The sequence below is a fragment of the Microbacterium sp. NPDC060132 genome, from assembly GCF_042729675.1.
Lineage (GTDB): Bacteria > Actinomycetota > Actinomycetes > Actinomycetales > Microbacteriaceae > Microbacterium > Microbacterium sufflavum.
Window position 1 is genome coordinate 1,080,499 of the sequence record NZ_JBHWXU010000001.1, and the last position, 25,589, is coordinate 1,106,087.

Annotated in this window: 24 protein-coding genes; 9 read left to right on the forward strand and 15 right to left on the reverse strand. The window is 66.1% G+C overall.

From position 1 onward, the window contains the following. The first annotated feature begins 559 nt into the window (after window positions 1–559). From ACFWCH_RS05420 to ACFWCH_RS05430, 3 genes are all read left to right on the forward strand, one after another. The gene (locus ACFWCH_RS05420) at window positions 560–2,512 is read left to right on the forward strand and encodes a hypothetical protein (protein ID WP_271982995.1); all 1,953 of its coding nucleotides are present in this window, start codon (window positions 560–562) and stop codon (window positions 2,510–2,512) included. Window positions 2,513–2,677: 165 nt separating this feature from the next. Next, window positions 2,678–2,839 (forward strand): hypothetical protein, encoded by a 162-nt coding sequence (locus ACFWCH_RS05425; protein WP_271982992.1) that lies wholly within the window; start codon window positions 2,678–2,680, stop codon window positions 2,837–2,839. Window positions 2,840–2,869: 30 nt separating this feature from the next. Beyond that, window positions 2,870–3,163 carry a hypothetical protein gene (locus tag ACFWCH_RS05430; protein WP_271982989.1) on the forward strand — a complete coding sequence of 98 codons (294 nt, stop codon included), beginning with the start codon at window positions 2,870–2,872 and terminating at the stop codon, window positions 3,161–3,163. An 830-nt stretch (window positions 3,164–3,993) separates the two neighbouring features. Here ACFWCH_RS05430 and ACFWCH_RS05435 read toward each other — a convergent pair. Genes ACFWCH_RS05435 through ACFWCH_RS05445 form a run of 3 tightly spaced genes read right to left on the reverse strand, consistent with a single transcriptional unit; the run spans window position 3,994 to window position 5,919 of the window. Further along, window positions 3,994–4,650, reverse strand: a complete 657-nt coding sequence (locus ACFWCH_RS05435; RefSeq protein ID WP_271982982.1) for a cation diffusion facilitator family transporter — start codon at window positions 4,648–4,650, stop codon at window positions 3,994–3,996. Further along, window positions 4,647–5,000, reverse strand: coding sequence for a helix-turn-helix transcriptional regulator (locus tag ACFWCH_RS05440; protein ID WP_271982979.1), 354 nt, complete (start codon window positions 4,998–5,000; stop codon window positions 4,647–4,649). The genes ACFWCH_RS05435 and ACFWCH_RS05440 overlap by 4 nt, the downstream gene beginning before the upstream one ends. 55 nt (window positions 5,001–5,055) lie before the next feature. Further along, a complete protein-coding gene (locus tag ACFWCH_RS05445; RefSeq protein WP_271982975.1) occupies window positions 5,056–5,919 on the reverse strand; it encodes a hypothetical protein in 864 nt (287 codons plus the stop codon). Window positions 5,920–6,084: 165 nt separating this feature from the next. Here ACFWCH_RS05445 and ACFWCH_RS05450 point away from each other — a divergent pair, with 165 nt between their 5' ends. Then, the gene (locus ACFWCH_RS05450; RefSeq protein WP_271982972.1) at window positions 6,085–6,843 is read left to right on the forward strand and encodes a recombinase family protein; all 759 of its coding nucleotides are present in this window, start codon (window positions 6,085–6,087) and stop codon (window positions 6,841–6,843) included. After that, window positions 6,836–7,465 (forward strand): helix-turn-helix domain-containing protein, encoded by a 630-nt coding sequence (locus ACFWCH_RS05455; RefSeq protein WP_378803087.1) that lies wholly within the window; start codon window positions 6,836–6,838, stop codon window positions 7,463–7,465. The genes ACFWCH_RS05450 and ACFWCH_RS05455 overlap by 8 nt, the downstream gene beginning before the upstream one ends. 562 nt (window positions 7,466–8,027) lie before the next feature. Here ACFWCH_RS05455 and ACFWCH_RS05460 read toward each other — a convergent pair. The 4 genes from ACFWCH_RS05460 to ACFWCH_RS05475 form a co-directional block, all read right to left on the reverse strand. Beyond that, on the reverse strand, window positions 8,028–8,687 hold the full coding sequence (locus tag ACFWCH_RS05460; protein ID WP_378803088.1) for an MAE_28990/MAE_18760 family HEPN-like nuclease: 660 nt from the start codon (window positions 8,685–8,687) through the stop codon (window positions 8,028–8,030). Continuing rightward, window positions 8,687–9,781, reverse strand: a complete 1,095-nt coding sequence (locus ACFWCH_RS05465) for a DUF262 domain-containing protein (RefSeq protein WP_378803089.1) — start codon at window positions 9,779–9,781, stop codon at window positions 8,687–8,689. Before ACFWCH_RS05465 ends, ACFWCH_RS05460 begins: the two co-directional genes overlap by 1 nt. Window positions 9,782–9,893: 112 nt before the next feature. Then, window positions 9,894–10,949, reverse strand: coding sequence for an LLM class flavin-dependent oxidoreductase (locus ACFWCH_RS05470; RefSeq protein ID WP_378803090.1), 1,056 nt, complete (start codon window positions 10,947–10,949; stop codon window positions 9,894–9,896). 28 nt (window positions 10,950–10,977) lie between these two features. Continuing rightward, window positions 10,978–12,486 (reverse strand): class I SAM-dependent methyltransferase, encoded by a 1,509-nt coding sequence (locus ACFWCH_RS05475; protein ID WP_378803091.1) that lies wholly within the window; start codon window positions 12,484–12,486, stop codon window positions 10,978–10,980. A gap of 96 nt (window positions 12,487–12,582) precedes the next feature. Here ACFWCH_RS05475 and ACFWCH_RS05480 point away from each other — a divergent pair, with 96 nt between their 5' ends. The 4 genes from ACFWCH_RS05480 to trxA all read left to right on the forward strand — a co-directional run bounded on the left by ACFWCH_RS05480 (window position 12,583) and on the right by trxA (window position 17,856). Next, window positions 12,583–14,778 (forward strand): DUF6049 family protein, encoded by a 2,196-nt coding sequence (locus ACFWCH_RS05480; protein WP_378803092.1) that lies wholly within the window; start codon window positions 12,583–12,585, stop codon window positions 14,776–14,778. Continuing rightward, window positions 14,775–16,391 (forward strand): murein biosynthesis integral membrane protein MurJ, encoded by a 1,617-nt coding sequence (gene murJ, locus ACFWCH_RS05485; RefSeq protein ID WP_378803094.1) that lies wholly within the window; start codon window positions 14,775–14,777, stop codon window positions 16,389–16,391. Before ACFWCH_RS05480 ends, murJ begins: the two co-directional genes overlap by 4 nt. 98 nt (window positions 16,392–16,489) lie before the next feature. Next, window positions 16,490–17,464, forward strand: coding sequence for a thioredoxin-disulfide reductase (gene trxB / locus ACFWCH_RS05490; protein ID WP_136033775.1), 975 nt, complete (start codon window positions 16,490–16,492; stop codon window positions 17,462–17,464). A 68-nt stretch (window positions 17,465–17,532) separates the two neighbouring features. After that, complete coding sequence (gene trxA, locus ACFWCH_RS05495) at window positions 17,533–17,856, forward strand: thioredoxin (protein ID WP_136033773.1); 324 nt, start codon at window positions 17,533–17,535, stop codon at window positions 17,854–17,856. A 66-nt stretch (window positions 17,857–17,922) separates the two neighbouring features. Here trxA and ACFWCH_RS05500 read toward each other — a convergent pair whose 3' ends face one another. The 8 genes from ACFWCH_RS05500 to ACFWCH_RS05535 all read right to left on the reverse strand — a co-directional run bounded on the left by ACFWCH_RS05500 (window position 17,923) and on the right by ACFWCH_RS05535 (window position 25,588). After that, the gene (locus ACFWCH_RS05500) at window positions 17,923–18,573 is read right to left on the reverse strand and encodes a GNAT family N-acetyltransferase (protein WP_378803095.1); all 651 of its coding nucleotides are present in this window, start codon (window positions 18,571–18,573) and stop codon (window positions 17,923–17,925) included. Continuing rightward, a complete protein-coding gene (locus tag ACFWCH_RS05505) occupies window positions 18,570–19,256 on the reverse strand; it encodes a PIG-L deacetylase family protein (protein WP_136033771.1) in 687 nt (228 codons plus the stop codon). Before ACFWCH_RS05505 ends, ACFWCH_RS05500 begins: the two co-directional genes overlap by 4 nt. Window positions 19,257–19,280: 24 nt before the next feature. After that, the gene (locus ACFWCH_RS05510; protein WP_378803096.1) at window positions 19,281–20,168 is read right to left on the reverse strand and encodes a carbohydrate ABC transporter permease; all 888 of its coding nucleotides are present in this window, start codon (window positions 20,166–20,168) and stop codon (window positions 19,281–19,283) included. Then, a complete protein-coding gene (locus ACFWCH_RS05515) occupies window positions 20,168–21,142 on the reverse strand; it encodes a carbohydrate ABC transporter permease (RefSeq protein WP_205812707.1) in 975 nt (324 codons plus the stop codon). The genes ACFWCH_RS05510 and ACFWCH_RS05515 overlap by 1 nt, the downstream gene beginning before the upstream one ends. A gap of 66 nt (window positions 21,143–21,208) precedes the next feature. Beyond that, window positions 21,209–22,513, reverse strand: coding sequence for an extracellular solute-binding protein (locus tag ACFWCH_RS05520; protein ID WP_136033767.1), 1,305 nt, complete (start codon window positions 22,511–22,513; stop codon window positions 21,209–21,211). Window positions 22,514–22,537: 24 nt separating this feature from the next. Beyond that, entirely contained in the window at window positions 22,538–23,494 is a 957-nt protein-coding gene (locus ACFWCH_RS05525; protein ID WP_136045151.1) for a GNAT family N-acetyltransferase, read from the reverse strand. Between the two features lie 113 nt (window positions 23,495–23,607). After that, the gene (locus tag ACFWCH_RS05530) at window positions 23,608–24,795 is read right to left on the reverse strand and encodes an exo-beta-N-acetylmuramidase NamZ domain-containing protein (protein WP_378803097.1); all 1,188 of its coding nucleotides are present in this window, start codon (window positions 24,793–24,795) and stop codon (window positions 23,608–23,610) included. A gap of 457 nt (window positions 24,796–25,252) precedes the next feature. After that, window positions 25,253–25,588, reverse strand: coding sequence for a tryptophan synthase subunit alpha (locus tag ACFWCH_RS05535; protein WP_136033761.1), 336 nt, complete (start codon window positions 25,586–25,588; stop codon window positions 25,253–25,255). Window position 25,589 lies beyond the last annotated feature (1 nt).

Genomic DNA, 25,589 nt, shown 5'->3' on the forward strand with positions numbered 1-25,589 from the left:
GTCTCGACCACCCAGAGGGGCAGGAACCCCGATCTCATCGATGCTCTGGCAGGAATCCTGGGGTGTGTCGGGGTGCCGATGGTGTGCCGGGTTCCCGACACACCCAGAACCGCGATCTCATCGATGCTCTGGGCTGAGTGTGTCGGTGTGTCGGGTATTTCAGGACCAACCCTCTACACGAGATCTGGAGTAGTCCACTTCTTGTAGAGGAGAAGTAGCTGCCGAAATGACGACACACCGACACAGGGGGGCTACAGCCCCGATATAGCTGCCTATCTGGCGTGCCGTGCCGCCGACACACGCAGTGGCACACGGCACACCATACAGATGTGCGACACCACTACAGACCTTCACCGTTTTGATATGGCAGTTGCGCAGCTCGGCGCTGGGGCTTTGGGGTGGTTCCCAAATGCTTACGGCTCGGAGCGGTGGATTGAGTTTGGCCTCCAGTGCCTGTGTGTCCTCTCCACCGCCCCGGGCCGTTTCTTTCATTTTGGCCGTTTTGATATACCTCTTGTTCCCCAACCAGGAACAGACGCACTTAAAACCTGGAGGACCCATGTCCAATAAAGATGTTGCCGCTCAGCTCGCTCAACTCCGTATTGAGGAGGGCGACCGGATGGAAGTCTTCTGCGAGAACTACAAGCCGTACGGCGGCTGGGATAGCGACGCATTGAAGGATGCTTACCTGGCTTCGCTGTCGGGCCAAGAGATCGCTGAATCCGCTGCACCGGCAGCCGCAACCAGCACCGATCGTAAGAAGTCACCCGCCAAGAGGGTTGCTGATAGTGATGGGCTCATCCCAGAGCGCTACGACGAATCCGGGCTCGGCGATGCCTTCATCGAGGCGCACCCCGAGCTGATCTGGAATAGCACTCGACGCACCTGGATGCGCTACGACGAATCCCGGGGGGTCTGGGATTTCTTCGGTAGCGAAGCCGCCGAGAAGATGATCGATGTGTTCCTCAAGAAGGTTCAACGGGACGGCGAGGAAGCCTTCGGCAAGGATGACTTTGCTGCCGGGAAGCGCCTAGGAGATCAGCGCACACAGGAAGCGGTGGCGAAGAAGATCAAGACCAAGCGGCACATCGAGCAGCGGCACCTTGACTCCGACCCCTACCGCCGAGTTTTTCTCAATGGGGTCTTCGATCCTCGATTCCCAGAAAAGGGCATGGCTCCCTTCGATCCCGAGCTTTACGCCACTCGTTGCATAGCGCTCAACTACAAGCCGGGCGCAACTCATCCCAGAGTCAAGGATGTCTTGGCACCCCTGCCTGATGATGCCCACGAGTGGTTCCAGCTCATGGCCGGCCAGTCCTTGCTGGGCTTCCAGCCCGCCGCCGAGTTCGCCATATTCCTCCACGGTCCCACGGCTGGCAACGGCAAGTCGATGGAGATTGATTGGCTGGAGTCAACGGCAGGAAAGTACATCGAAGAGGATCCGGATCAGAGCGGATACTCTGCCAGACCAGATCAGGCGACGCTCCTTGCCGGGGATAACTACGACCTTGTCAGCTTCGAGGGTCTGAGCCAGGCGATCATCGAGGAGCTGCCCGACAAGCACATCCACTCTTCTCCCTTCAAGCGGCTCATCGGCACCGACAGTTTCAAGGGACGGCAGATCCGAGAGAAGCACCGGATGATCCACAACCGAGCAACCCTCTGGATCACCTGCAACATTTTCCCCTCCATCGACAGCTCCGACCAGGGCGTTATCCGGCGGATCAAGATCATTCCCTTCACCAAGAAGTTCGTGGACACCCCCGAAGAGCTGAGCAAGTACCCCGCTGGGACTGCATTCCTGAAGGATCCCAGCCTCAAGAAGATGGTGAAAGAGGACACGGCACTCAAAGAGGCGTTGCTTGCCTTTCGGATGGCCGGGGCAATCCGCTGGTGTGCAGCACCAGAGTCCAAGCGTGCCGCCCTCGAGGGAGCCGTCCCGGCAAGTGTTGCCCGGGCCACTGCGGCCCAGCTTGAGCGGGAAGACACTATCCAGGCATGGCTCGATGACTGCATCATCTTCGATCCCCGCGAGGACGAGAACGGCGAGACCCTGGCTCCCGCACACTACTGCCTCACCATGGACCTCTACCGCAGCTATAGCGCTCATCTGAAGGCAAGCGGCCACGCTTACGGCGTGAAGCTCAACACCTTCCAGGATCGGTTTGAACTCAACTTGAAGGTGCAGGCGAGCCAGCTGCAGAAGGTACGGGGAAGAGTGAGCGGACTATCTCACTCTCGCTACGAGACAGCCGATGGGGAGTTCGAGAAGCCCGGCGCAACGCCTCGCCATGTGAAGGGAATCCGCTTCCGCACCGTACTGGACGACAACGAGATCAAGCCCGGTCTGACCGCCGAGGAGATCAAGCGACTCAAGCTCATCGATCTCGTGAACCAGATGACGCTTGCTGGGATCACCGTCGAAGACCTCGCTGAGGCAGTGGAGAACGATCCCCGAATACTCGTGCCAGCAGATGCGTCAATCGATGACCTCGAAGGCCTGGATGACTGAGTAGAGGAATTACATCCGAATGTGTGTCTACGCCCTGATCTTCACCATTTTGATATTGATCCGTAGGACCACTAACCCCGGGCATTCGCCCCGGAAAGGAAACCATGAGAAATGAGAATCTTAAACGCCTCAGAGACCACCGTCCCCTACGGATTCTATGAGGGCATGGACCTCCAGGAGTTCGCTCAGGAGCACCACTTTGCAGCCGCGCGGCTCATGGAGGAAAGCCGCTTCAAGATCGAGTTCCCCGATCAGTACTACGACCTCGATCTCTACCTACGCCAGGCACGACGGGCTTATCGCTTCGCTGGGCTTCGCTACCGGTGATGTGACACCACGACTGAAAGGAGAAGGATCATGCACACAAATCAAGACACTGCTCTCACTACTCGCTCTCTCAGGGAGCGGGTCGAGTCTCGGCTCACTCATCTCGATCTCGGCAGCTACGACTTCGCTTGGCTCGATAGCCGGAATGTCGAGAAGATCACGGGTGAACTTCGGTGGCTCGAAGATGCTGCGGCTGAGTGCCGGGTGGAGGCTGCGGCTGGCGATGCCTCTCAGTTCGAGGGCTACGCGGAGACCCTGATCGCGAGTGCCGAAGCCTACGAGGAGGTACTTGAGGTCGTCCAGATCGAGAGCCACCTTCGCTGACCACTAACCGCCGCGAGGGGCCGCGATCCGTAGTGGATCGCGGCCCCTTCCCTTTGTCCCGAGGCTCATCTTCACCGTTTTGATATAGCTCCCGAGCCGATGGACGGCTGACCTTAGGAAGGAGCAAGACAATGCTAGAAACCGCTGAAGTGACTGGGAACTTCGTACTGCCGACACCCCGAGGCGGCGAGACAGAGCTAACCCGCGAGCAGTACCGCTATCTCATCGATGATGGTGGGCTCACAGCTCGCCAGCTCACCACGCTGACCGCTGCATCTCAGATCCTCGATCATGTCAGCACCGATGAGCCTCTGAGCTTCGCCCAGATCGTGGGGCGTATCCATGAGGATCAGGATGCTGTTCCTTCGAGCACTGAGCGCAGGGCGCTCGATGCTCTTCTTGCGGCTCAGCTCATCAGCCGGAGGGGTGGCGGGTGGACGACTCGCTATGTCTCCCCGGGCCGTCGAGTCCGGTGATGAGTGTGCGACACCACGGCTCGCCATGTTCTCGCGCTCTCGCTCTGAGCCTTCGGCCATTGCGAAGGCTCGGAAGCTCACGCCCTGGTGGCTCAGATGCTTTATCCCGGGCTACCGCTTCGGCTTCGAGCTGACTGCGTTGCCGGATCAGTACCGGGTGACCTACGCCCGCTGGAACAAGTACCGGGGAGCTGTGAATAGGAATCTCGTTCCCCGGCTCACGCTTACGCCGGATGAGTTCTGGGAGTGGTACGCCTGGCTCGATGGAGGCAAATGCTGACTCGGTGTGTGACACCACGGCTGAGGGCCGCGATCTGTTTTGGATCGCGGCCCTCATGCTGTTCAGGTCAACGGTCAGTCCTCGGCGTCTTCCTTCTCCAAGTCCTCAAGGACTTCGAAGGGCGACTCGACATCGCCGCGCCATGCTTCGATGCCTTCTCGAATCGCCAGCACAGCGACAACCAGCGCAGCAACGGAATCGGCCCACCACCAGCCGAAGAGGCTGTTGAGGACAAGGCCGACGAAGACGGCGCCCGAGAGATAGATGCAGAGGATGAGCTGCTTGGCATCTGCCATCACGCTCTTGGAGTTCAGCTCTCGGCCCGTGCGAACCTCATACCAAGCGAGGAGCGGCATGACGACGAGGCTCAGCGCTGTGATGCCCAGGCCGAGGGGGCTATGCTCCGGCCCCTCCTGGTTCACCAAGCTGAGTACGGCGTCGACGGTGACATAGGCGGCCAGTGCGAAGAAGGCGAGGCCGATTGCCTTGACGGTGACCTTCTCCCAGCGCTCAGGATCCTTCCTCGTGAACTGCCAGGCGATGGCGGCAGCAGAAAGAACCTCGACCACCGAATCGAGGCCGAAGCCGATGAGGGCGGCGGAGGATGCCAGGGTGCCAGCCCAGATAGCGACTACGGCTTCGATGATGTTGTAGGTGATCGTGAAGCCGACGATGAACCGGACTCGCCTGTGGAGCCTCGCCCGGCGCTCGGTGGTCAGTGCCGCCATCATGCTTCGACTCCGCAGCATCCAGGAACGGTGCAGGACGAGTCAACGCAAGGAGCGTCCTCCTGCACGGCGAGGCTCACATCGAGCAGAGTCATCAGTGCCGCTGTCAGATGCGGATCTGCGATCTCGTAGCGAGTCTGGCGCCCTTCGGGCTCTGCCACGACGATGCCGCAATCCCTGAGGCAAGTGAGGTGGTTCGAGACATTGGATCGGGTCAGCTCCAGTGATCTAGACAACACGGCAGGATAGCTCGGCGCTTCGAGGAGGGCCAAGAGTATCCGCGAACGAGTGGGATCGGCCATAGCGCGGCCAAGCCTGTTCATCACATCGAGGCGGGAAGCAATAGTCAGCATGCGATGACTATACAGTCTTTGCTGACCTATTGTAAAACTGGCGAACCAGTGCGTCTCAGTCCGAACCTGAGCCAGACGACACAGGGATCACGACTCCCGAAGTGAACCATTGGACCAAGGTTGCAGCGAGGATCACAGCTGCTCTCGCTTCCTCCAGGGTGGCATCCGCATAGTCAGGTCGTCCGTGGCGACTCTCGTGGCCTCGCCAGATTGTCCGGAGCATCATGGCCAAGCTCTTTGCCCCGGGGGCCTTCGCGCTGTCGCGGAATACCAACTGCCACTTGGGGGTGTCAGCCTCGAGGATCGAGAAGAGGTTTGCGAGCGTAGGCTCCGGTCCACCGACCGGGATGACAGAGAGGGCCGCTGTTTCGACCGCCACAACGGCGTGGCTGTAGGCCACCGAGGCTCGGGGGCTCGTGCCGTAAGCGTCGAGCCAGGCTTCCTGCAGCTTGAGGGAGGCGGCGTCCTTTGCGCTGAGCGCTGCGCTCATGGCCTTGCGCACTCCATCGGGCACTCTCTTGACGAGTCTCGCCTTCGTGCCGTTCCACCGGATCACCGTCCAAGCTGAGCCGCCGTTGCTGAGCACCAACTCCAGTGGGTGTGCCTCTGCGTAGGGCGCGTAGTGAGTAGTGCTCGCGAAATAGTCGAGGAGGTTGGTGAAGGTCGCGTCATCGAGCGTACGCAAGCGAGGAAGCACAGTGTCCTTCCAGCTCAGGAAGGTATCTGCGCGGAACCCGACATCCGCATGGGCAGCGTTCTGGAAATCGATGAACCTGTGCGAGTAGACATAGCCCCGCTCCTCGCCGACGGCGTTTCCCAACCATCGGAACACCGCTTCCCGCAGGTAGCCGGGGAACTCTTCGATCAGTGCGTCCTCATGACCGGTCGGGATTACGGGACGCCACGCTTCTTCGCTCACGGGATCAGGGTATCGACTCGCTCGACATTCGAGGCGCGATCGTGGGTCCTTCGTCTGTGTCTGGAGCGGATCACTTAACGAGCGTTAGTTGTGAACCGTTAGTTGATATGACCTTGCGGCACCACTAAACGGTTGCCATTTAGTACGACTAACAGGAGGCACAAGATGTCGGAAGAAGAGAGAGATCCCATCGATTGGGGCTATGTCCGAGGCTCGACCGAGAAGCAGAAGAGCACGCTGATTAGCCAGCGAGATGCCATGGTCGCGGTCGGCGTGAGGCCAGAGCACATCCTTGTGGATGACGCGACCACTGGCAAGACGAACATAACCAAGCACGGCACCGCCTGGGAGGAGCTGCAAGGCAAGCTCCGGAAGGGAGATCGCCTCGTAGTCCACTCCCACACTCGGCTCGGTCGCAAGAACCACGAAATCATCTACGCGGTTGGCAATCTCATCGAGCGGGGTATCAGCGTCTGGGATCTCAAGGCCAACAAGGTCTATGACGATCTCGACAACTTCGAGCAGATCCTCAACCTCAACATGAACAGCGCCTTCGGCGACAAGGAGCGGGTGGAGATCTCGACTCGGACTAAGACCGGCCTCACAACTCGCACTGATGCGGGATTCAAGCTCGGACAGAAGCCGAAGCTATCTCGGAGCCATGTCTCCTACATCCACACCCTCCGCGAGGAAGGCCACGGACTGAAGTACATCGCTGGCGCGGTGAAGGTCTTCAGCAAGAAGCACGGCAAGGAGATGCCGATCAGTCCAACCACTGTGGCGAAGGTGCTCAACGGCACCTACGGCATGACGGTTGAGGAGTGGCAAGCCACCAACGACAAGGCGCGCGAAGAGATGTACAAGACCGCCGACGCCCTACGCCGGGTCAACCAGCTCAAGAGAGAGGAGAAGAGCGATGACTGAGACAACTACCACAGAACCCACGCGAGAGGAACTAGAGCAGCGGCTGGAAGCAGTCATGCTCGCGAATCTTCGGGAAGAGCTGGAGCTGATTGCTCTACACGACTTCGACTTCGGGTCTGAGTTCCGAGGTCTTAAGAAGTTCCGGGATGAGCTGATCGTCGATGAGGTCGCTACACGGATCACAACTGGTGAGGCGACGATCGGTGAGCTGGCGAGACAGCTCGGCGTCGACAGGGTGACGGTCTACAGATGGCTGAGGCAAGCGGGTGCGGAGCCAACTCCGCGGCGGCGGGTATCCATCGAGCAGCGCGCCGCTGATCTGAGAGCAAGGCTGATGGAAGGTCAGAGCGTATCGCTCATCGCGGCGGATCTCGGTGTCAATCGATCGACAGTCCATCGCTGGCTGAGGCATCTTCGAAAGGGTGGCGATTTCCCTGAGACTCCGCGAAGCCGGACCAGCTATACCGGACCGCGACCACAGACTCTTCTCCAACAGGACGAAGCGATGCGGCGCAGAGCAGACGGTGAGACAGTCAAGTCGATAGCCGCCAACATGGGCGTGACTGTCAACACGGTCTTCCGTTGGATGCGTGCTGCGAAGAAGGAGGCCGCTGATGTCTGAGCGATTCCACAACCCTCGCCAGGATCGAGAGATCCCTCGCTACAACGGGGCTACCCCAGAGGCTCGGCCTCAAGCTCAGCCGTCCCGATTCTACGATCCGCGCCAACAGCCCAAGCGTGTTGTGCTCCTCCGGGGCTCCTGGTGGGTCTGGCTTTCAATCGGCATCGGTCTCGCTGTCGTAGCCGGTGCGCTCTTTGGAGGTGGTGGCAATGGCTAACAAGCTGAAAGGCCAACCCAAGAGGATCGCTCGCTCGTTCTATGGGTGGCTACCCTGGCACACCAAGCTCCTCGTGCCGGTTGTCGTGTTCACGGCGCTCCTGTTCGGGGTGGCGTGGGTGGCAGAGCTATTCATCTGACCGATATGGACACCCAGACGGATCGCTCGATCTGTTGTTGAAGGTGTTCAAAGTGTTGAAGGCCGGGGATCAATCGATTCCCGGCCTCCGTCATGCCCTCAGCGCGCCTAGGCTGCGATCTCAGCCTGTCCTAGACGGTTCTCGACAGTGTGTGCGTGGCGACGAGGAGGGACGCTCACATCACGATTCTCACTCAGTACAGCTGTCTATTTTTGGGGCAAGGGCGTGGCGAGGTGCTTGCCCATCGACGCCGCATTCCGCACATCATCGGTGAAGAGCTCAAGGAGCTCCAGGGTGTCCTTTCGTAGAGACCTGAAGTCATCCAACGAAAGGTCGAGGTGCTCTCCGTGGGCAATCGTGTTCCGCTTGTGGACGAGATCCGTGTCTATCCGCTTGGCCCTCAAGGAATACAAGGGTCGCTTCTCGAGGCCGAGGCGGTCAAGGATGTCGAAGAGAACGCGCGACGAAAGATTGCTCTCGCTCTGAACGAGCCCCTCAGAGAGGGTTGCGCCCTTCGAGAGTCCGGTCCGCATGAAGGAGGCGAACTGATTGTGAATGAGAGGCGCGGACGCCTCCTCGATGGCCGTCATCTTCGTCTTCAGCGCGTTGCCGAGAAAGGCTTCACTCAGCGACTCGTAGGGGATTGACTTGGTGTTGACATACCGGACATACAACTGAGCGACGGTCTTGATCCACCCCTCCCAGTGGGCATAGAGAATCACAACACCGGAGCGAAGGTTTGCCCGCTGGTCAGCGCCCGAAGACTGCTGCGCCAGCTGTAGCGTCGTCGTCAGCTCTCTTTTGCGCCAAACGATCTCATCGTCGATCGCCCGATCGAGAGCCTCGACGGTGCGGATTTTTGCCATCAGACGCTGATGATCTCGCGTCCGGCAGGAACCATCAAGCTCAATCGTGCTTCGGTGGACTTGCCCGTGGCGAAACGAGCTGTCATCTGCGGCAGCTCCCAGAACTCAATCGCGCAAGCGCGCAGATCGGTCCGCGTGTTGGTGCCGACTCGCAAGAGGTATCCGAGACTTACTGCCAGCGCCTCAAACGACGAGTTCAAAAAGCCACCCCTGAAGTCTTGTTTCGTCGCGTCCCAACGCCCGAGGATCTTCTCATCCGCCCCCGCTAGCAGATCGAAGGTTTCACCAAAGATTCGCTCCGCTTCCGTCTTGTAGTCATCGTTGAAGTTGATCGCGAGGTCAATAGAGAAGGCCTCAAGGCCATCCTGGAAGTTGCGGATGCTGCGAATCTCCTCGTCCGACTTCTCATGAAGGAAGAGGAACCGCAGGACCAGCTCTTCGTCGTACTTCTGCCTGAGGAGGTTTTCCGGCAGTCTGGTCAGCGCTGCGAATGACTCGTGCGCCGCGAGGCTTGTGAGCCACTCCACGAAGTCGGAGTTGACCCCCACGAGTTGGGCATTCCTGATCTCTTGGCTGGAGAGTTTGGAGCCGAAGGAGTTTAGGCGTTGGAAGAGATCAAACTTCGTCTTCGGGTCCGACTCCCTCTGCACGATCTTGAGATCAATCTTCGCCCGCTTGATGTCTCGTCGCTGGGCAGGGGTCAGCGCTTTAGAATCGTCCGCATGCTCCCACACGAGGCCACCCAGCGAAGGCAGGTACTTAGTGCTCGCCAGCGTCAGCGGAGGGAACTCATTCGTATCCAGTAGCCCCTGAAGCTGGAGGAGCGTGCTGATTCGCTGAAGACCGTCGACCAACTCCCAGCGTCCGTCCTCATCCTGCGCAACAAAGATCGAAGGCAGCGGAATTCCGATCAGGATGCTCTCAATGAGGCGGGACTTCTGATCGTCGTTCCAGCGGAAGAGGCGTTGGAACGGGGGCCGGATGATCAGATCGCCATCCATATACATGTTCGTGAGCTCACCTACGCTCATCGGATAGCTGTCCGTCGAGATGGTTCTTCTCGCGGCTACGAGCTCCGATTCAAGATTTGTCATGGTGCCTCACTGATCCTGACCGATTCGTTGTCGATGTTGCGCCCATGCTATCGGGACACTCTCGAGCGCTCTCGATCCAACCCGAGGCATCCTTGCATCCTCTAGAAATCACTCAGATCGCGTATCCCTCGACTGGGCCCTCTGTGTTGGGCTTCCATCCGAGCGAGGGCGCTACATACTTCGCGAACGATTCCAACAGCGATGTACAATAGCTGACACCGAGTTGGTTGGGGATCGTGAGCATGAGGGTGTCGGCGGCCATCACGGCCTCGTCCGCGAGCAGCTGCTGGATGAGCACGTCGGGCTCCGCGGCGTAGGTCTTGCCGAACGTGGAGCGGAACCCGTCGATCACGCCGATCTGGTCGCCGTTCTCCTCGCTGCGCAGCCCGAAGTAGGCGCGATCCATGTCGGAGATCAGCGGGAAGACGCTGCGGCTCACCGACACCCGCGGGGTCCCGGTGTGCCCGGCCTCCTTGTACGCGGCGCGGAACAGGTCGATCTGCTCGCGCTGCAGCTCGTGGAACGGCTGTCCCGTGGCCTCGGTCACGAGGGTCGAGCTCATCATGTTGAGGCCCTGGCGTCCGGTCTCCTCGGCCGTGGCGCGCGAGCCGGAGCCCCACCAGATGTGGTCGCGGAGGGTGGGCGACTGCGGCTCGATGGCCAGGTACTGCCCGGCACCCACCATGCGCGGGTCGCCCGGGGCGAGGCGCTCCCCGTCGATGGCGCGCAGGAAGATCTCGAACTTCTCGCGCGCCAGCACACTGCCGCGCTCCGGGTCCTCGGTGTCGCGGAAGCCGAACGTCTCGTAGCCGCGCAGCGCGGTCTCGGGTGAACCACGGCTCACGCCGAGGGCGATGCGGCCGTCGGCGATGAGGTCGAGCGCGGCGGCCTCCTCCGCGAACTGGAAGGGGTTCTCGTAGCGCATGTCGATCACGCCGGTGCCGACCTCGATGCGCTCGGTGCGCGCGGCCATGGCGGTCAGCAGCGGCATGGGGGAGGCGGCCTGGCGCGCCCAGTGGTGCACGCGCACGTACGCGCCGTTCACGCCCAGCTCGTCGGCCCCCTCCGCGATCTCGATCGTCTGCTTCAGCATGTCGCCCGCGGTGCGGGTCGCCGAGCCGGGCACGTCTGCGTAGTGCCCGAAGGAGAGGAATCCGAAAGCCTTCATGATGTATTCGAACGCATGGATGCCGCGTCTATTCCCCCGGTGTCAGGAAGCCGTCCCGCACGAGGGAGCGGATCTTCGGCTCCAGGTCGGCCCACAGGTCCGCCAGCGGCACGTCGAACAGGTCGGCCAGCGCGCCGACGATCTGCGCCACCGTGAGCTCCCCGTCGCACGCGCCGACGAACCCGGCGAGCGCGGAGTCCACCCCCACCGTGCGCGCGAAGCCACCGCCCTGCCGCAGCTCGATCACGCTGGGGTCGTCGTCGCCCGGCATGAGGTGTCTGGCCTCGGTCACGTCGGGCGCCACGAGCAGCGTCGACGGCAGCCCCGCCGCGAGCACGTCGTGCGCGGCGAGCCCCGCGGCGAGCGCCGCGCCCACGTTCGACACCGACTGTCCGAGCCGTTCCACCCGCCGCAGAGGCTCGCCGTCGCCGCGGCGCAGCAGCACGTACCCGAAACCGACCGCGGTCACGCCGCGGGCCGCGAAGTCGTCGAGCCATGCGGTGAGCAGCGGCACGAACGCGGCATCGCGGGGCGTGGTGCCTCCGTCGCGGATCCACAGTTCCGCGTACGCCAGGGGCGTCAGCTCCTCGCGCTCGATCACCCACAGGTCGAGGTCGGCGGGCACCCACGCCTCGAGCCGCGCGAGCCCGGTGACGCCCTGCCGCGACTCCCAGTTGCCGAGCAGCTGCGCGATGCCCCCGCGGGTGAGATGCGCCGGGGCCGCGCGCACGAACGTCTCCACCAGCGCGTCGCCGACGAGCCCGCCGTCGCGGTACTCGTACGCGGGCACGCCCTCGGTGCGCGGGGTGATCACGAACGGCGGGTTCGACACGATCAGGTCGAACGCCTCCCCCGCGACCGGGTCGAACATGCTGCCGTGACGGAAGTCGATGTTCGTCACGCCGTTGAGCTGCGCGTTGAGCTCGGCGTAGGCGAGGGCGCGGCGGGAGATGTCGGTCGCGACCACCGTTCCCGCGCGCCGGGCGACCAGCAGCGCCTGGATGCCGCAGCCCGTGCCGAGGTCGAGCGCGCGCTCCACCTGCACCGGCACGACGGTCTCCGCGAGGGTGCGCGACGCCCCGCCCACGCCCAGCACGTGGTCGGCGGGCAAGGGGCCGTCCAGCGCCACCTCGTCGAGGTCGCTCGCGATCCACCACTCGCCCACCCCGTCGGCGTCGACGAACGACTGCGGGCGCAGCAGCGCGCACGGTGCGACCGTGCCGCCCTCGACGCGCGCGAGCGCCAGGGCCACGAGGCCGTCCACTCCGAGCGTCGGGAGGGCCGACGCGACGGCGGCCTCCGGCTGCGGGAGCCCGAGCACGAACAGGCGGCCGAGGGTCGCGAGCACACCGTCGTCGTCGGCGATCGCGCGGAGGATCGGCTCGCGCATGCCGCGGCCGAGCGCGTCGTCGGCCTCCGTGCCCCACAGCTGCCGGAGCGGGTCCGACCGCAGGTCGGCGGCGTCGAGATCGGCGGCGAGGCGGGCGCTGCGGACGGGGTCGGGGACGGGTGCGGGGGCGTCGGACACGGCCGTCACTCTACGCGTCTTCAGGGTTCTCCTCCCTCGCGCCTCCTAGAATCGCAGGGTCAGTACTCACGATCCGCCCCTCCCCGGCGTTCGAGGAAGACCTTCATGACCGCGATCACCCCCCACACGGGCCTCCGTGTGCGCCTGCGACGGCTGGCGGCCGCGGTGATCGCCGCCTCCGTGTGCGCTGTCGCGGTTCCCGCGGTCGCGGCCGCCGCGGATCAGAAGAGCGACGACGACACCCGCACGGTCGAGCTGCACGTCTCCGCAGGGCTGCGCGGCGTGGTCGCCCCCGGCACCTCCACGTCAGCGGTCGTCACGATCACCAACGGCACCGAGACCGAGCTGAGCGCCGGACGGGTCGAGATCGAGCTCGGCAGCACGCCCCTCACCACCTCCGATGCCGTGAGCGACTGGCTCGACGACGGTGAGACAACCGGCTCCTTCGTCTCCCTCGGCGACGAGGCGTCGAAGGCCGCCGACCCGGACGGCATCGCCACGACCACGGTGTTCGTGCCGCAGGAGACCATCGAGACCCTGGCCCCCGGCGTCTACCCGCTGCGGGCGGCACTGACCGGGGCGCGCACGGGCGACACCGGCGGCGAGCGCGCGGCCACGTGGGACACCACGGCTACGAGCGTGCTGGTGGTCAACGCGCCCTCGGCGAGCCCGGTCGGCGTCCTCGTGCCCGTCACCGCGACCCCGGCCGGCGGGGCCCTGCTGACGGCGGAGGAGCTCACGACGCTGACCGCACCGGAGGGCGCGCTCACGGCGCAGCTCGACGGGGTCTCCGGCACCACGGCCGTGCTCGCGATCGACCCCGCGATCCTCGCGTCCATCCGCGCCCTCGGCACCGCGGCACCGGAGTCGGCGAGGGAGTGGCTGACGCGGCTCGACGAGCTCCCCAACCCCCGGTTCGCGCTGCAGTTCGGTGATGCCGACGTCACGGTGCAGGCGCAGACGGGCCTGAGCGCGCTGTTGTCCCCGCTGCCGTTCGCCGCCCTCCTCGACCCCGCCGCGTTCCCGCAGCAGCAGGCCACCGCCGAGCCCACGTCCGCGCCGGGGTCGACACCGAGCCCCTCGCCGGGGAGCACGAATGCGCCCGCCCTGCCCGACGACGCGACGCTCACCGAGGTCGACGGCGCTCTCCCCCGCATCGTGTGGCCGGAGCAGGACCTCACCCAGGCCGACGTGACGGCGTTCGCGGGGTACCTCGGCCAGGGCACGACCACGGTCGTGTCGTCCGACACGGTCGGCGGACCCACCGCCGCACACGCCACCGCGGGCGGACAGGACCTGCTGGTGACCGACGCCGCGACGTCCGCTGCGCTCTCGGGCGCCGCCGGGGCGTCGGATCCGGTCGTGCGGCAGCGTCTGCTCGCGGAGGCCGCCGCGCAGCTGTTCCTGGCGCAGGGCGCCACGGGCGGCGCACCGCTGTTGGTCGGACTCGACCGCGACGAGACCCGCACGGCCGACGCACTGCGCGACGCGATCTCCGCCGCCGACTCCGTCGGGTTCGAGCTGTCGACGGTCCGCGCCGCCGCTCCCGTCGCGGTCACGCTGCCGGAGGCGGCCGCCGCCCCCCGCTCGGCCGACCTCGTGAACCTGATCACCGACGAGCAGTCGCTCACCGCGTTCTCGTCGATCCTGAGCGAGCCCGACGTGCTGCTCGCCCCGGAGCGGATGCGCATCCTGCGCACGATCGCGGTGGGGTCGTCCGACGCCGCGTTCGCCGAGAAGGTCGCCGCCCACCGCGCCCGCACGACCACGACCCTGTCGAGCGTGAGCATCCCGCCGTCGAGCACCATCCAGCTCCTCACCGCGAACGCCGACTTGCCGATCGCGGTGCGCAACGACCTCCCGTGGCCGGTGACCGTGCGGCTGTCCGCCTCGCCGAGCGACCCGCGCCTCGAGGTGAAGCCCATGATCGAGACGGTCGTGCAGCCCCAGTCGAGCACGCGGGTCAAGGTGCCCGTGTCGGCGCGGGTGGGCAGCGGCGAGCTCGACCTCCGGCTCAGCCTGTCCAGCCCCACGGGCGTGCCCATCCAGTCCGAGCAGTCGGTGCGGGTGGCGGTGCGCGCGGAGTGGGAGACGATCGGGCTCGTGGTGTTCGGCGGCCTCGCCGTGCTGCTCATCGCCCTCGGCGTGGTGCGCACGGTGCGCCGCAAGCGCCGGGAGGCCATCGAGGAGCACGCGGTCGAGGTGGCCGTCGACGAGCTGATCGAGGAGAAGGAGGCCGAGGCGGCGGCGCAGGAGCGCGCACTCGACCGCGACGCCCCGCCGACGAAGGAGACCCCGTGACGAGCCTCGGACGCGCGAGCGCCATCATCGGCGCCGGCACCCTGGTGTCACGCCTCACCGGTCTGCTCCGCAGCATCGTGCTGGTGGGCGTGCTGGGCGCCGTGGGCTCGGAGGCCGCCGACGCCTTCACCTTCGCCAACACCCTGCCCAACAGCGTGTTCTCGCTGATCTCGGTCGGCGTGCTGACGGCGGTGATCGTGCCGCAGATCGTGAAGGCCACGGCCGACGCCGACGGCGGCAACGCGTTCATCTCGAAGCTGTTCACGCTCGGCACGGTCGTGCTGGTCGCGACCACCGCTGTCGCGACGATCGCCGCGCCGTGGCTGGTCGTGCTCGTCGCTGGCCGGGCGCCGCTGGAGGCGCAGGCCCTGGCGACCGCGCTCGCCTACTGGTGCCTCCCGCAGATCCTCTTCTACGGCCTGTACGCGCTGCTGGGCGAGGCCCTCAACGCGCGACGCATCTTCGGCCCGTTCACGTGGGCACCGGTCGTCAACAACATCGTCTCGATCATCGGCTTCCTGATCCTGGGGGCGCTGTTCGCCCCGGTGCCGACGAAGGCGGCGGAGTGGACGCCCGCGATGATCGCCACGCTCGGCGGCACGGCCACGCTCGGCATCGCGCTGCAGGCGCTGGTGCTGCTCGTGTTCTGGCGGCGCACCGGGCTGGCCCTCAAGCCCGACTTCCACTGGCGCGGCGTGGGCCTCGGCACAGTCGGCAAGCTCGCCGGCTGGACCTTCCTGATGGCGTTCGCGAGCCTGGCCGCCGGCGTGCTCCAGGGCAACATCGTCAGCGAGGCCTCCGGTTCGGGCGCCTCCGCGACGGTCACCGCGAACGCGTGGCTGATCTTCATGCTGCCGTACTCCGTGATCGTGCTGTCGATCGGGACGCCCTACTTCACGCAGATCAGCGAGCACGCCGCGGCCGGACGCGACCCCGAGGTGCGCGCCGACATCTCGCGCAGCATCCGCACGCTGCTGTTCTTCATCGTGGCGGCCGTCGCCGCCGTGGCCGCCGCTGCGATCCCCGCGTCGCGCGTGTTCACGAGCTCCGCGCCCGACGCCGAGGCCGCCGCGCTGGTGCTGCTCTGCTATCTCGTGAGCCTGATCCCGCTGACGATCCTGTTCATCGTGCAGCGCACCTTCTACGCCTACGACGACACCCGCACGCCGTTCTGGTTCACGATCTTCCAGTGCGTCCTCATCGTCGCGACGGCGCTGCTCGCGGGCGGGCTGTACCAGGCCGGGGTGATCCCGATCACGATGCTCGCGGCCGCGGTCGCCCTCGGCCAGTCCATCGCGAGCACCCTGCAGACGATCGTCGCGACCTGGCTTCTGCATCGTCGCCTCGGCGGTCTCGGCGTGCGCACGTGGGCGACCTCGATCGGCCGCTTCGCTGTGGCGGCGATTCCCGCGGGCTTCGCCGGGTGGGGCGTGTTCCAGCTGATGGGCGGCGCCGGCGGCTGGACCGCCTCAGACAAAATCCAGGGCGCCGTGGGCACGGCGATCATCGGCCTCGTCGTGGTCGCGGTCTACATCGCGCTGCTGGCGGCGATGCGGGCGCCCGAGCTGAAGGCGGCGGGCGGCCTGGTGCGCCGTTTCCTCCCTGGTCGCTGAGGCCCGCGCGCGCCTGCCGCTGGGGAATGCCCCGCGGTTACCATGGGTTGAAGCAGTCGGACGTCTTTCGACGGCACCGCCTTTCTAACGGAGATCACATGCGTCAGGTCATCATCATCGGCTCCGGCCCCGCCGGATTCACGGCTGCCATCTACGCCGCACGCGCGAACCTGGAGCCGCTGCTCATCGCGAGCTCGGTCGAGGTCGGCGGTGAGCTGATGAACACCACCGAGGTCGAGAACTACCCGGGCTTCCCGGAGGGCATCCAGGGCCCCGAACTGATGGCCAAGTTCCAGGAGCAGGCCGAGAAGTTCGGCACCGAGGTCCTGTACGACGACGTCACCGAGCTCGATGTCGCCGGCCCGGTCAAGAAGGTCACGCTCGGCTCCGGCGCCACGCACGAGGCGAAGACCATCATCTATGCGACGGGCTCGGCCTACCGCAAGCTCGGCATCGAGGGCGAGGAGCGCCTGTCGGGCTTCGGCGTGTCCTGGTGCGCCACGTGCGACGGCTTCTTCTTCCGCCAGAAGACCATCGCGGTCGTCGGCGGCGGCGACTCGGCGATGGAGGAGGCGACCTTCCTCACGCGCTTCGCCGACAAGGTGTACGTGATCCACCGCAAGGACACGCTGCGCGCCTCGAAGATCATGCAGGAGCGGGCGTTCGCGAACGAGAAGATCGAGTTCGTGTGGAACAGCGAGGTCGCGGAGATCCTCGGCGAGACCGCGGTCACCGGTGTGCAGCTGCGGTCCACGGTCGACGGCTCGCTGCGCGACCTGCCCCTCGACGGCCTCTTCATCGCGATCGGCAACGACCCGCGCACGCACCTCGTGCACGACAAGCTCGAGCTCACGTCCGAGGGCACGATCTGGGTCGACGGCCGCTCCTCCCGCACCTCGGTCCCCGGGGTGTTCGCGGCGGGCGACGTGATCGACCCGACCTACCGTCAGGCCATCACCGCCGCCGGCACCGGCACGGTCGCCGCGCTCGACGCGGAGCACTTCCTCGCCGATCTGGAGGACGCCTCGGTCGAGGTCCCCGCCGCGGAGGCCGCCGAGGTCATCACGGCCTGATCAGCGCCGGGAACACTTTCCCCTCGCCCGTTGTTGTAGCAGGCGAACCTCGAACAAGGAGAACTCTGATGAGTGCAAAGGCAACGAGCCAGGCGACCTGGGAGCAGGACGTGCTGCAGGCCGATGGTCCCGTGCTGGTGGACTTCTGGGCCGAGTGGTGCGGTCCGTGTCGTATGGTCGCGCCGGTGCTGGACGAGATCCAGGCCGACAACCCCGACAAGATCACCATCCTCAAGCTCAACGTCGACGAGAACCCCGAGCTCGCCATGAAGTACCAGATCACGTCGATTCCGGCGATGAAGGTCTTCCACGGCGGCGAGGTCAAGACGACCATCATCGGCGCCAAGCCGAAGTTCGCCCTCGAGAAGGATCTCGCCGACTTCATCGGCTGATCCTCCCCGGACGACGAGAAGGGGCCGCACCTCCCGGGGGTGCGGCCCCTTCTGCGTCCCCGCCCCTCAGTGCCGCGAGGTCACGTCGTCGAGGAGCATCCCGAACGTCACGCCGTCGTCCGTCCGATGCAGCTCCGCGAAGCCGAGGCGACGGTAGAACGCGATGGCGCCGGTGTTGCGCGTCCCGGCGGTCAGCTGCATCCCCGGCACGCCCCGGTCGCGCAGCAGCGTCGCGAGCGTGTCGATCAACCGTCGCCCCCACCCGTGGCCCTGCGCCTCGGGCAGCAGGTCGATGTGCAGATGCGCGGGGTAGCGGTCCACGAACGGCACCGGACCCTCGCCGATCCTCCGGGCGAACGCGACGATGGTCGCATCCCTGCCCTCGTCGGCACGGTCGCCCCGGTGCTGCGCCTCGCGGGGAGGCCACCACGCGTGCCGGAACCACTGCTCGTACGCGGTCGTGTCGGGCGCGCACACCACGTACCCGACCACGCGGTCGCCGGCGTCGAGCACGAGACACGTCTCGGGGCTCCACGCCGCGTAGGGCAGCGCGAACACCTCCCCCAGCAGCCGTGGCGAGCGGTAGAGGCCCGTGGCGTCGGCGCCCGAGTCTCCCGTGCGCAGGCACACGGCGGCAAGGTCGTCCTCGTCGCCCACGCGGAAGGGCCGGAGGCGCAGACGCACCTCCGGCCCTTCGGTCGAGCGCTCGGGGCTCACGGCCCTGCCAGCTCGGCGCCCTTGTCGCCGCGCTTGAAGCCGCACGCCCGGGTGGTGCCGGCAAGGCAGCCCTTCGCGAGCATGTTTGCGCTGTAGTAGTCGATGTACCGGAACCCGTAGGTCTCTCCGCGGGCGAAGGCCTGGCCCTGGATGGCCGCCCGCCAGGTCTCGAACGCGGCGTCGGGGATGTCCACGTACAGGTCGGGCGTGAAACCCTCCGCGTCTTCCCAGTTGTCCGCGTGCAGGAACTGCGAGATGCCGTGGCGTCCGTACGGGCTGTCCACGGGGAGAGACGCGAGGAACCGGCCGCGCTCCGCGAGGATCGCCGCGCGCTCGTGGTCGCGGTGGATGCTCGTGGTCCAGTGCGTGATGAGGATCTCGGGCTTCTCCTGCCGGATGATGTCAGCGATCTGCTCCGCGGCGGAGTCGTCGTCGGGCAGGAAGCCGTCGGAGTAGTCCAGCACGCGGAACTCGGCACCGATCGCCGCCGCGAAGGCCTCGCCCTCCGCCACCTTCTGCTTCCGGTACTCGTCGGGCGCGATCGTGGGGTGGCCCCGCTCGCCGTAGGTGCACGCGAGGATGATCGCCCGGTCCCCCTCCTGCACCATCTTGGCGAGGGTCGGACCCGCCGTGAGGTCCATGTCGCCGATGTGCCCGCCGATGGCGAGTACGGTCCTACCCATTGTCATCACTCCGTTTCGTGGGGGTCACTTCATTCCGCTGAGCATGACGCCGCGGACGTAGTACTTCTGCAGGAAGAGGAAGATCAGCAGCACCGGGAGGGTGCTGATGACGATGCCGGCCATCACGATCGGCATGGTGCGGTTCGGGTCGATGAAGCTCTGCAGCATCTGGATGCCGACGGGCAGCGTCATCAGGTCGGGGTTGGCGGAGGCGATCAGCGACGACCAGATGTACTCGTTCCACTGGCCGACGAACGTGATCACGCCGAGGGTGATGGCCACCGGCGTCGCCTGCGGCAGCACGATGTTGAAGAACAGCCGCCACTCCCCCGCACCGTCGATGCGCGCGGCCTCGAGCATCTCGTCGGGCACGCCCACCATGAACTGGCGCATCAGGAAGATGCCGAACCCGCTGACGAGGAACGGCAGCATGAGCGAGACGATGTTGTTCGTCATACCGCCGAACCCGCCCTGGCCGAGGATGTTGTTGCCGCCCACCAGCGGCCAGTTCAGCATGATCAGGAAGTCGGGGATCAGCAGCAGGAACGGCGGCAGCATCATGGTCGCGAGCACGAACCGGAAGATCACGTCGCGACCGCGGAACCGCAGCTTCGCGAGCGCGTAGCCCGCCATCGCGGAGGTGATGAGCACCGACGCGGTGACCACGAGCGTCACGACCGTGCTGTTGAAGAACAGCTTGTCCAGCTGCAGCTGCTCGAACGCGGCGGTGTAGTTGTCCCAGGTCCAGTTCTCCGGGAAGAACCGGTACGGGAAGATGCCGTACTCACCGGGGCCCTTCAGCGAGCTGAAGACCGTGTCGAAGAACGGGACCACCATCATCACGCCACCGACGGCGACCACGAGGTAGGAGATCCACGGGAACGGGTGGCGCTTGCGCTGACGGACGCCCATCAGTCGTCTCCTCCGGTGCGACGGCTGATCCAGAGCTGGAGCAGCGTGATGATGAAGATGATCAGGAAGAGCACCATGGCCATGGCGCTCGCGGTGCCCCAGGCGCCGAACTTGAACGCCTGCTGGTACATCTCGAACGCGGCGACGTTCGTGGCGTTCGCGGGTCCGCCGTCCTTGGTCATCACGATGATGAGCGCGAACGACTGCAGGCCGGCGATGCACTGGGTGATGAAGACGAACACCAGGGAGGGCCGCAGCAGCGGCAGCGTGATGCTCCAGAACGTGCGCCAGGAGTTCGCGCCGTCGATCTCCGCGGCCTCGTACATGGTCTTGTCGATGCCCTTGATGCCCGCCGTGAGGATGAGCACGGCCGCGCCGATCGAGGCCCACGCCTGCACCACGGCGACCGCGGGGAGGGCGAGGTTCGGGTCGGACAGGAAGCCGATGGAGTTCACGCCGAGGGCGTTGAGCACGGCGTTGATGAGGCCGGCCGGCTGGTAGAGCATCTTCCACACGTTGCCGATCGCGACCACGGTGGCCACGACGGGGAGGAAGTACAGGAACCGCCAGAAGCCCTGGAACTTGAGGCGTTCGATGAGCTGGGCGACGACGACCGAGCCGCCGACCGCGAGGATCACGGCGATGATCGCGAACAGGAACGTGTTGATGAGGATCGGCTGCACGAACGTGCTGTCGATCTGCAGGATCTCCAGGTAGTTCTGGAACCCGGTGAACTCGATCTTGGTGAGGTCGTATCCGCCCCAGGTCGACAGCGACAGGAAGATCGCGAAGAACGTGGGCAGGATCAGGAAGACGGTGAAGAACAGCAGGGAGGGCGCGAGGAACAGGTAGCCGGCACGGGCTTCGCGGCGGAACCGACGCGAACGCGGCTTGGCCTTCTTCCCGACCGTCGTCACCGCGATCGTGTCCTCCGCGGCTTCCTGCGCCGCCGTCATGAGAGTGGGGTTGGCCATCGGCCCTCCGTGGGTGGTCTCGGGGTGGAGGGCGGGGACGCGCGTGGTCCCCGCCCTCCGGTGGTGCTACTGGGCGTCGATCTCCTTGACCAGCTTCGAGAAGGTGGTCTTCACGTCGGCGCCGTTGACGATGATGTCGTTGAGCGCCGTGTTGGTGGCGGTCTTCGCCTCGTAGGCGTTCGACGCGTTCGACTCGGCCATCGCGTAGTCGGCGGCGGCGTAGATCGCCTCGAGGTTCGGCTCCTCGGCGAGGTACTTCGGCCCGAGGATCTCCGCGTCCGTGGTGCGCGGCGGGATCAGCCCCTGCGTGGCGAGGAAGTCGCCGAGGGCGGTGACGCCGTCCTCGTTCTCGTGCGAGTTGAGCCAGCTGAGGAACTTCCAGGCCTCTTCCTGGTGCTGGCTGCCGGAGTTCACGCCGGTGAAGAAGCTGTAGGCGAGGGAGCCCACGTCACCGGTCTCCGGGCCGGGCACGGGGGCGACGCCGACGTTGGCGTAGTCGTCGCCCATCGAGGCCTTCAGGCTGCCGATCCACCAGCCGGCCTGCACGGCCATGGCCACGCCGCCCGTGGGGAACGCCTTCGTCGGCATGATCGAGGTCGAGGTGGCGCCGGTCTCGGCCAGGTCGGACTCGAGCTGCATCACGTCCTCGGCCTTGTCGTCCATGGCGGACTTCCCGTCGGCCGCGAGGAACTCGCCACCGGCGGAGTCGAGCAGCGACAGGAACGGGTGCACCGTGTGGTTGTCGCCGTCCTGGATGAGGGAGAGGCCCTGCACGATCGTGTTGCCCGAGCCGTCCTTCTTCGTGGTGGCGTTGGCGGCCTCGACCAGCTCGTCCCAGTTCGCCGGCGGGGCGTCGTAGCCCGCGTCGGCGAGGAGCTGCTTGTTGTAGAACAGCGCGTACGTGTTGAACTCGGTCGGGTATCCGAGGATCTCGCCGTCACCGGTCGTGACCGAGGCGAGCGCCGCGGGGCTGTAGTTGTCGGTGATGTCGGCCGCGACGTCCTTGGGCGGAGCGGAGAGCACGCCGTTGGCCTGCAGCTGCCCACCCCACAGGGAGTACGAGCTGACGATGTCGGCGCCGCGTCCGCCGGTCTGGCGCACGTTGAGGGTGGTGAGCAGCTCGTCGAAGTTGACGGCCTGCGAGGTCACCTGGATGTCGGGGTTCTCCTCGTTCCACTGGTCGATGAGGTCGCCGATCCCGGTCTTGAACGGGTCGCTGCCGTAGTGGCTGAGGAAGGTGAGCTTCACGACGCCGTCGTCTCCGCCCCCTTCCGCCCCGGTGGTGCATCCGGCGAGGGCGAGCGCGGCCGCGCCCGTGAGCGCGACGGTGGTCACCAGGCGTCGGCGGTGACGCTGTGCTGCAGACTTCATGTGATTCCTCTCGGGTGGGCCGCGTCAGGCGGCGGTGGGGGCGTGCAGGATCGTGAAGGTGCGAGTGATCTCGAACCCGGTGTTCAGGTACAGGTGTCCGGCGGCGGAAGTCTCCTCGGTCCACAGGAACCAGGCGCTGTGGGCGCCCAGGGCGCGCATGCGCTCGAGCGTGAGGTGCAGCAGGATCTTCCCGAGTCCCGTGCCGCGGCTCTCCGGCAGCACCCCGAACGGGCCGAAGCGCTCCAGCACGTTCTCGTACGTGCCGTGCATGGCCCAGCCGAGCATGGCGCCCTCGGGGTTGCGGCAGACCATGATGCGCTCGAGCGACTGTCCGCCGAGCACGCCCTCGCGGATACCGCGCGACCAGTCGGCGTTGAAGGTGCCGGCGATCTCGATCAGGTCGACCAGGTCGTCGCCCGTCGGTGAGAAGAACGTCCAGCCCTGGTCCCGGAGCTCGGCGATGCGGGCGCGCACGTCGTCGGGCATGGCGTAGTCGTTGAGCGTGCGGTCCATGGCGACCGAGGTGTACTGCGTCTGGAAGCCGGCGGAGCGCAGGAACGCGTCGGCTTCGGGGTAGCGGTCGGCGTCGAGCCCGGGGAGGAAGTAGTTGGGCGTGTACGACGAGAAGTAGACGGTCTCGACGCCGTGCCCGCGCAGCCACTCCTTCGCGGCGGCCATCAGGGTGGTGGCGATGCCGTGGCGTCGGGCGGACGGGACGACGAAGAAGAACGGGATCCAGCCGGAGGTGGGCTCCAGGTCGTCGCCGTCGGCCGCGATCTGGCGGCGGACGGCGTAGACCGCGCCGACGATGTCGCCGTCGGACTCGGCGAGGAAGAGTCCGTCGGCGTCGAAGTTGCGGTCGAGCAGGATCAGGTCGCGGAACCGCTCGTAGCTGATGCCGTCGGCGGGCGCCGCTTCGGTCCAGGCTCGCGCGATCTCGGGGCCGTCTCCCGCGCGGAAGGTCCGGACGATGCTCTCCATTGATATCTCCTCGGGTGAAGGGGGGTGCGGCAGCGCGATGGGAATGAAAGTACATTCACCGTCGCGTCGATGTCAATAAGTTTTGGTCACGATTAACATGACGGAAATAGTTTTCAGCGCGGGTAGAGCAGCACGTCGTCGCCGTACGCATCCGCGACTCGCTGAGGCCCCGTGGACAGCGCCGCCAGGTCCCGCCCGGCGTTCAGCGCCTCACGGAGGCTGGTGGACCCCCACAGGCGGTCGAGCGCGTAGCCGGAGTCGCCTGGATCGAGCCGCTGTCCCGCATCCAGGCTGTGCACGTCCTCCGGCGCCGACGTACGGGCGGCCTCCAGCACCGCCAGGGCGGTCCCCACCGGGTCATACGCCCGGTGGTCGGTGATGTGCAGCTGCACGCCCCGAGCGGTCTCCCCCACGTGCTTGTGGAACGTCGGCTGGAAGGCGATGTCGCGGAACAGCACACCCGGCAGGTCGCGCCCGCGCAGGTCCTCCGCGAACGCGGCCGTCAGGAACGGAGCGCCGATGGTCTCGAACGGCCGCGTGGTGCCGCGCCCCTCGCTCAGGGTCGTGCCCTCGACGAGCCCGGTGCCGGCGAACGCGTACACCGAGTCGAGCGTGGGGATGTTGGGCGACGGCGGCACCCACGGCAGTCCGGTGGCGGTCCAGTCCCGCGTGGGGTCCCAGTCCGTCAGCGTCACCACGTGCAGGTCGAGCTCGAGGCCCTCCGCGGCGAGGTCGCGGCGCGCGAAGAGGCGTGCCAGCTCCCCGGCGGTGAGGCCGTGGCGCTGGTGGATGTCGCTGCGCCCCACGAAGCTCGTGAAGCGCTCGCCCTCGATCCCGGGGCCCGCGAGCACGGCGCCGCCCAGCGGATTCGGTCGGTCGAGCACGGTGAACGGCAGCCCGAGGCGCGCGGCGCTGCGCATCGCGTCGTACATGGTCCAGATGTAGGTGTAGAAGCGCACCCCGATGTCCTGCATGTCGAAGGCGAGGGCATCCACGCCGGACGCGGCGATCATGTCGTCCAGCGCCGCACCCTCGGTGAGGTAGGTGTCGCTGAACGGGAGCCCGGAGCGTTCGTCGCGCTCGATCGCGGTGCTCTCCCCCGCCTGCACCGAGCCGTCGAGACCGTGCTCGGGGCCGAACAGGTGATGCAGTCGCACACCCGCGGCCGTGAACGCATCGATGTTCCGGGACAGGTCGGGCATGGTCCCGGTGAAGTTGGTGAGCAGGCCGATCCTGCTCCCGGGGATCAGGTCGGCCCGGTCTGCTGCACGCTCCGCTCCGATGCGTAGGCGTGACGTCATGGCGAACTCCCTTGTCTTTCATGAACACACGGAAGTGCCGGTCAGTGCCCGCCCCGCCGCGTTGCTGTCACCTTTTTACCAGCATGAAGCGATTTATGAAAATCATGTTCAGAAGTCTTGTGCGTCGCGCCCGTCCCTGATCATGCGCCTCCGTCGCCCCGGCGCCGGCCGCGCCCCCACCTCGCACTGCCCCCACACCGCCCCCCGCGCTGCAGCGCGCCCGGCCCACGCATCCCCCGCGCCGCCGCATCGCGCCCGCCTCACGCATCGCCCGCCCCGCCACGTCGCGCCCGCACGCCCGTGCATCGCCCGATGCCGTCCCCTCGCCCGCCCAGCCCACGCATTTCCCGCGCCGCCGCATCGCGCGCACACGCCGTTGCACCGCCCCACGCATCCACGCGTGTCGAGCCTCACCGCCGGTGCGTGCGGACGCCGAGCGGAGGAATCGAAAGAGCCGTCAGGAGGCGTCGGCGATGCGCGGATCCCACCGGCGGTGGCGCTGCTGTTCGTCGAGCAGTCCCCACACCGCCGGGGTGAGCTCCGGGTACTCCAGGGCGATCTGTCGCAGCACGCGGTAGTGCCGCGCGGCGTTGGGTCGCACGCCGTCGTTCGCGGCGATGTTGTCAGCGCGGAGCAGGTACACCACGAGCTCGTCGACGCTCGGCAGCTCCTCCATGAACTCCCACGGGTCTTCCCCGCCCAGCAGCCGCTCCTGGATCAGCACGGCGAGTTCGTCGGCCGCTTCGGCGCGCAGCACTTCCAGGCTGGCGCGGCGTGGGACGGACTCGGTCATC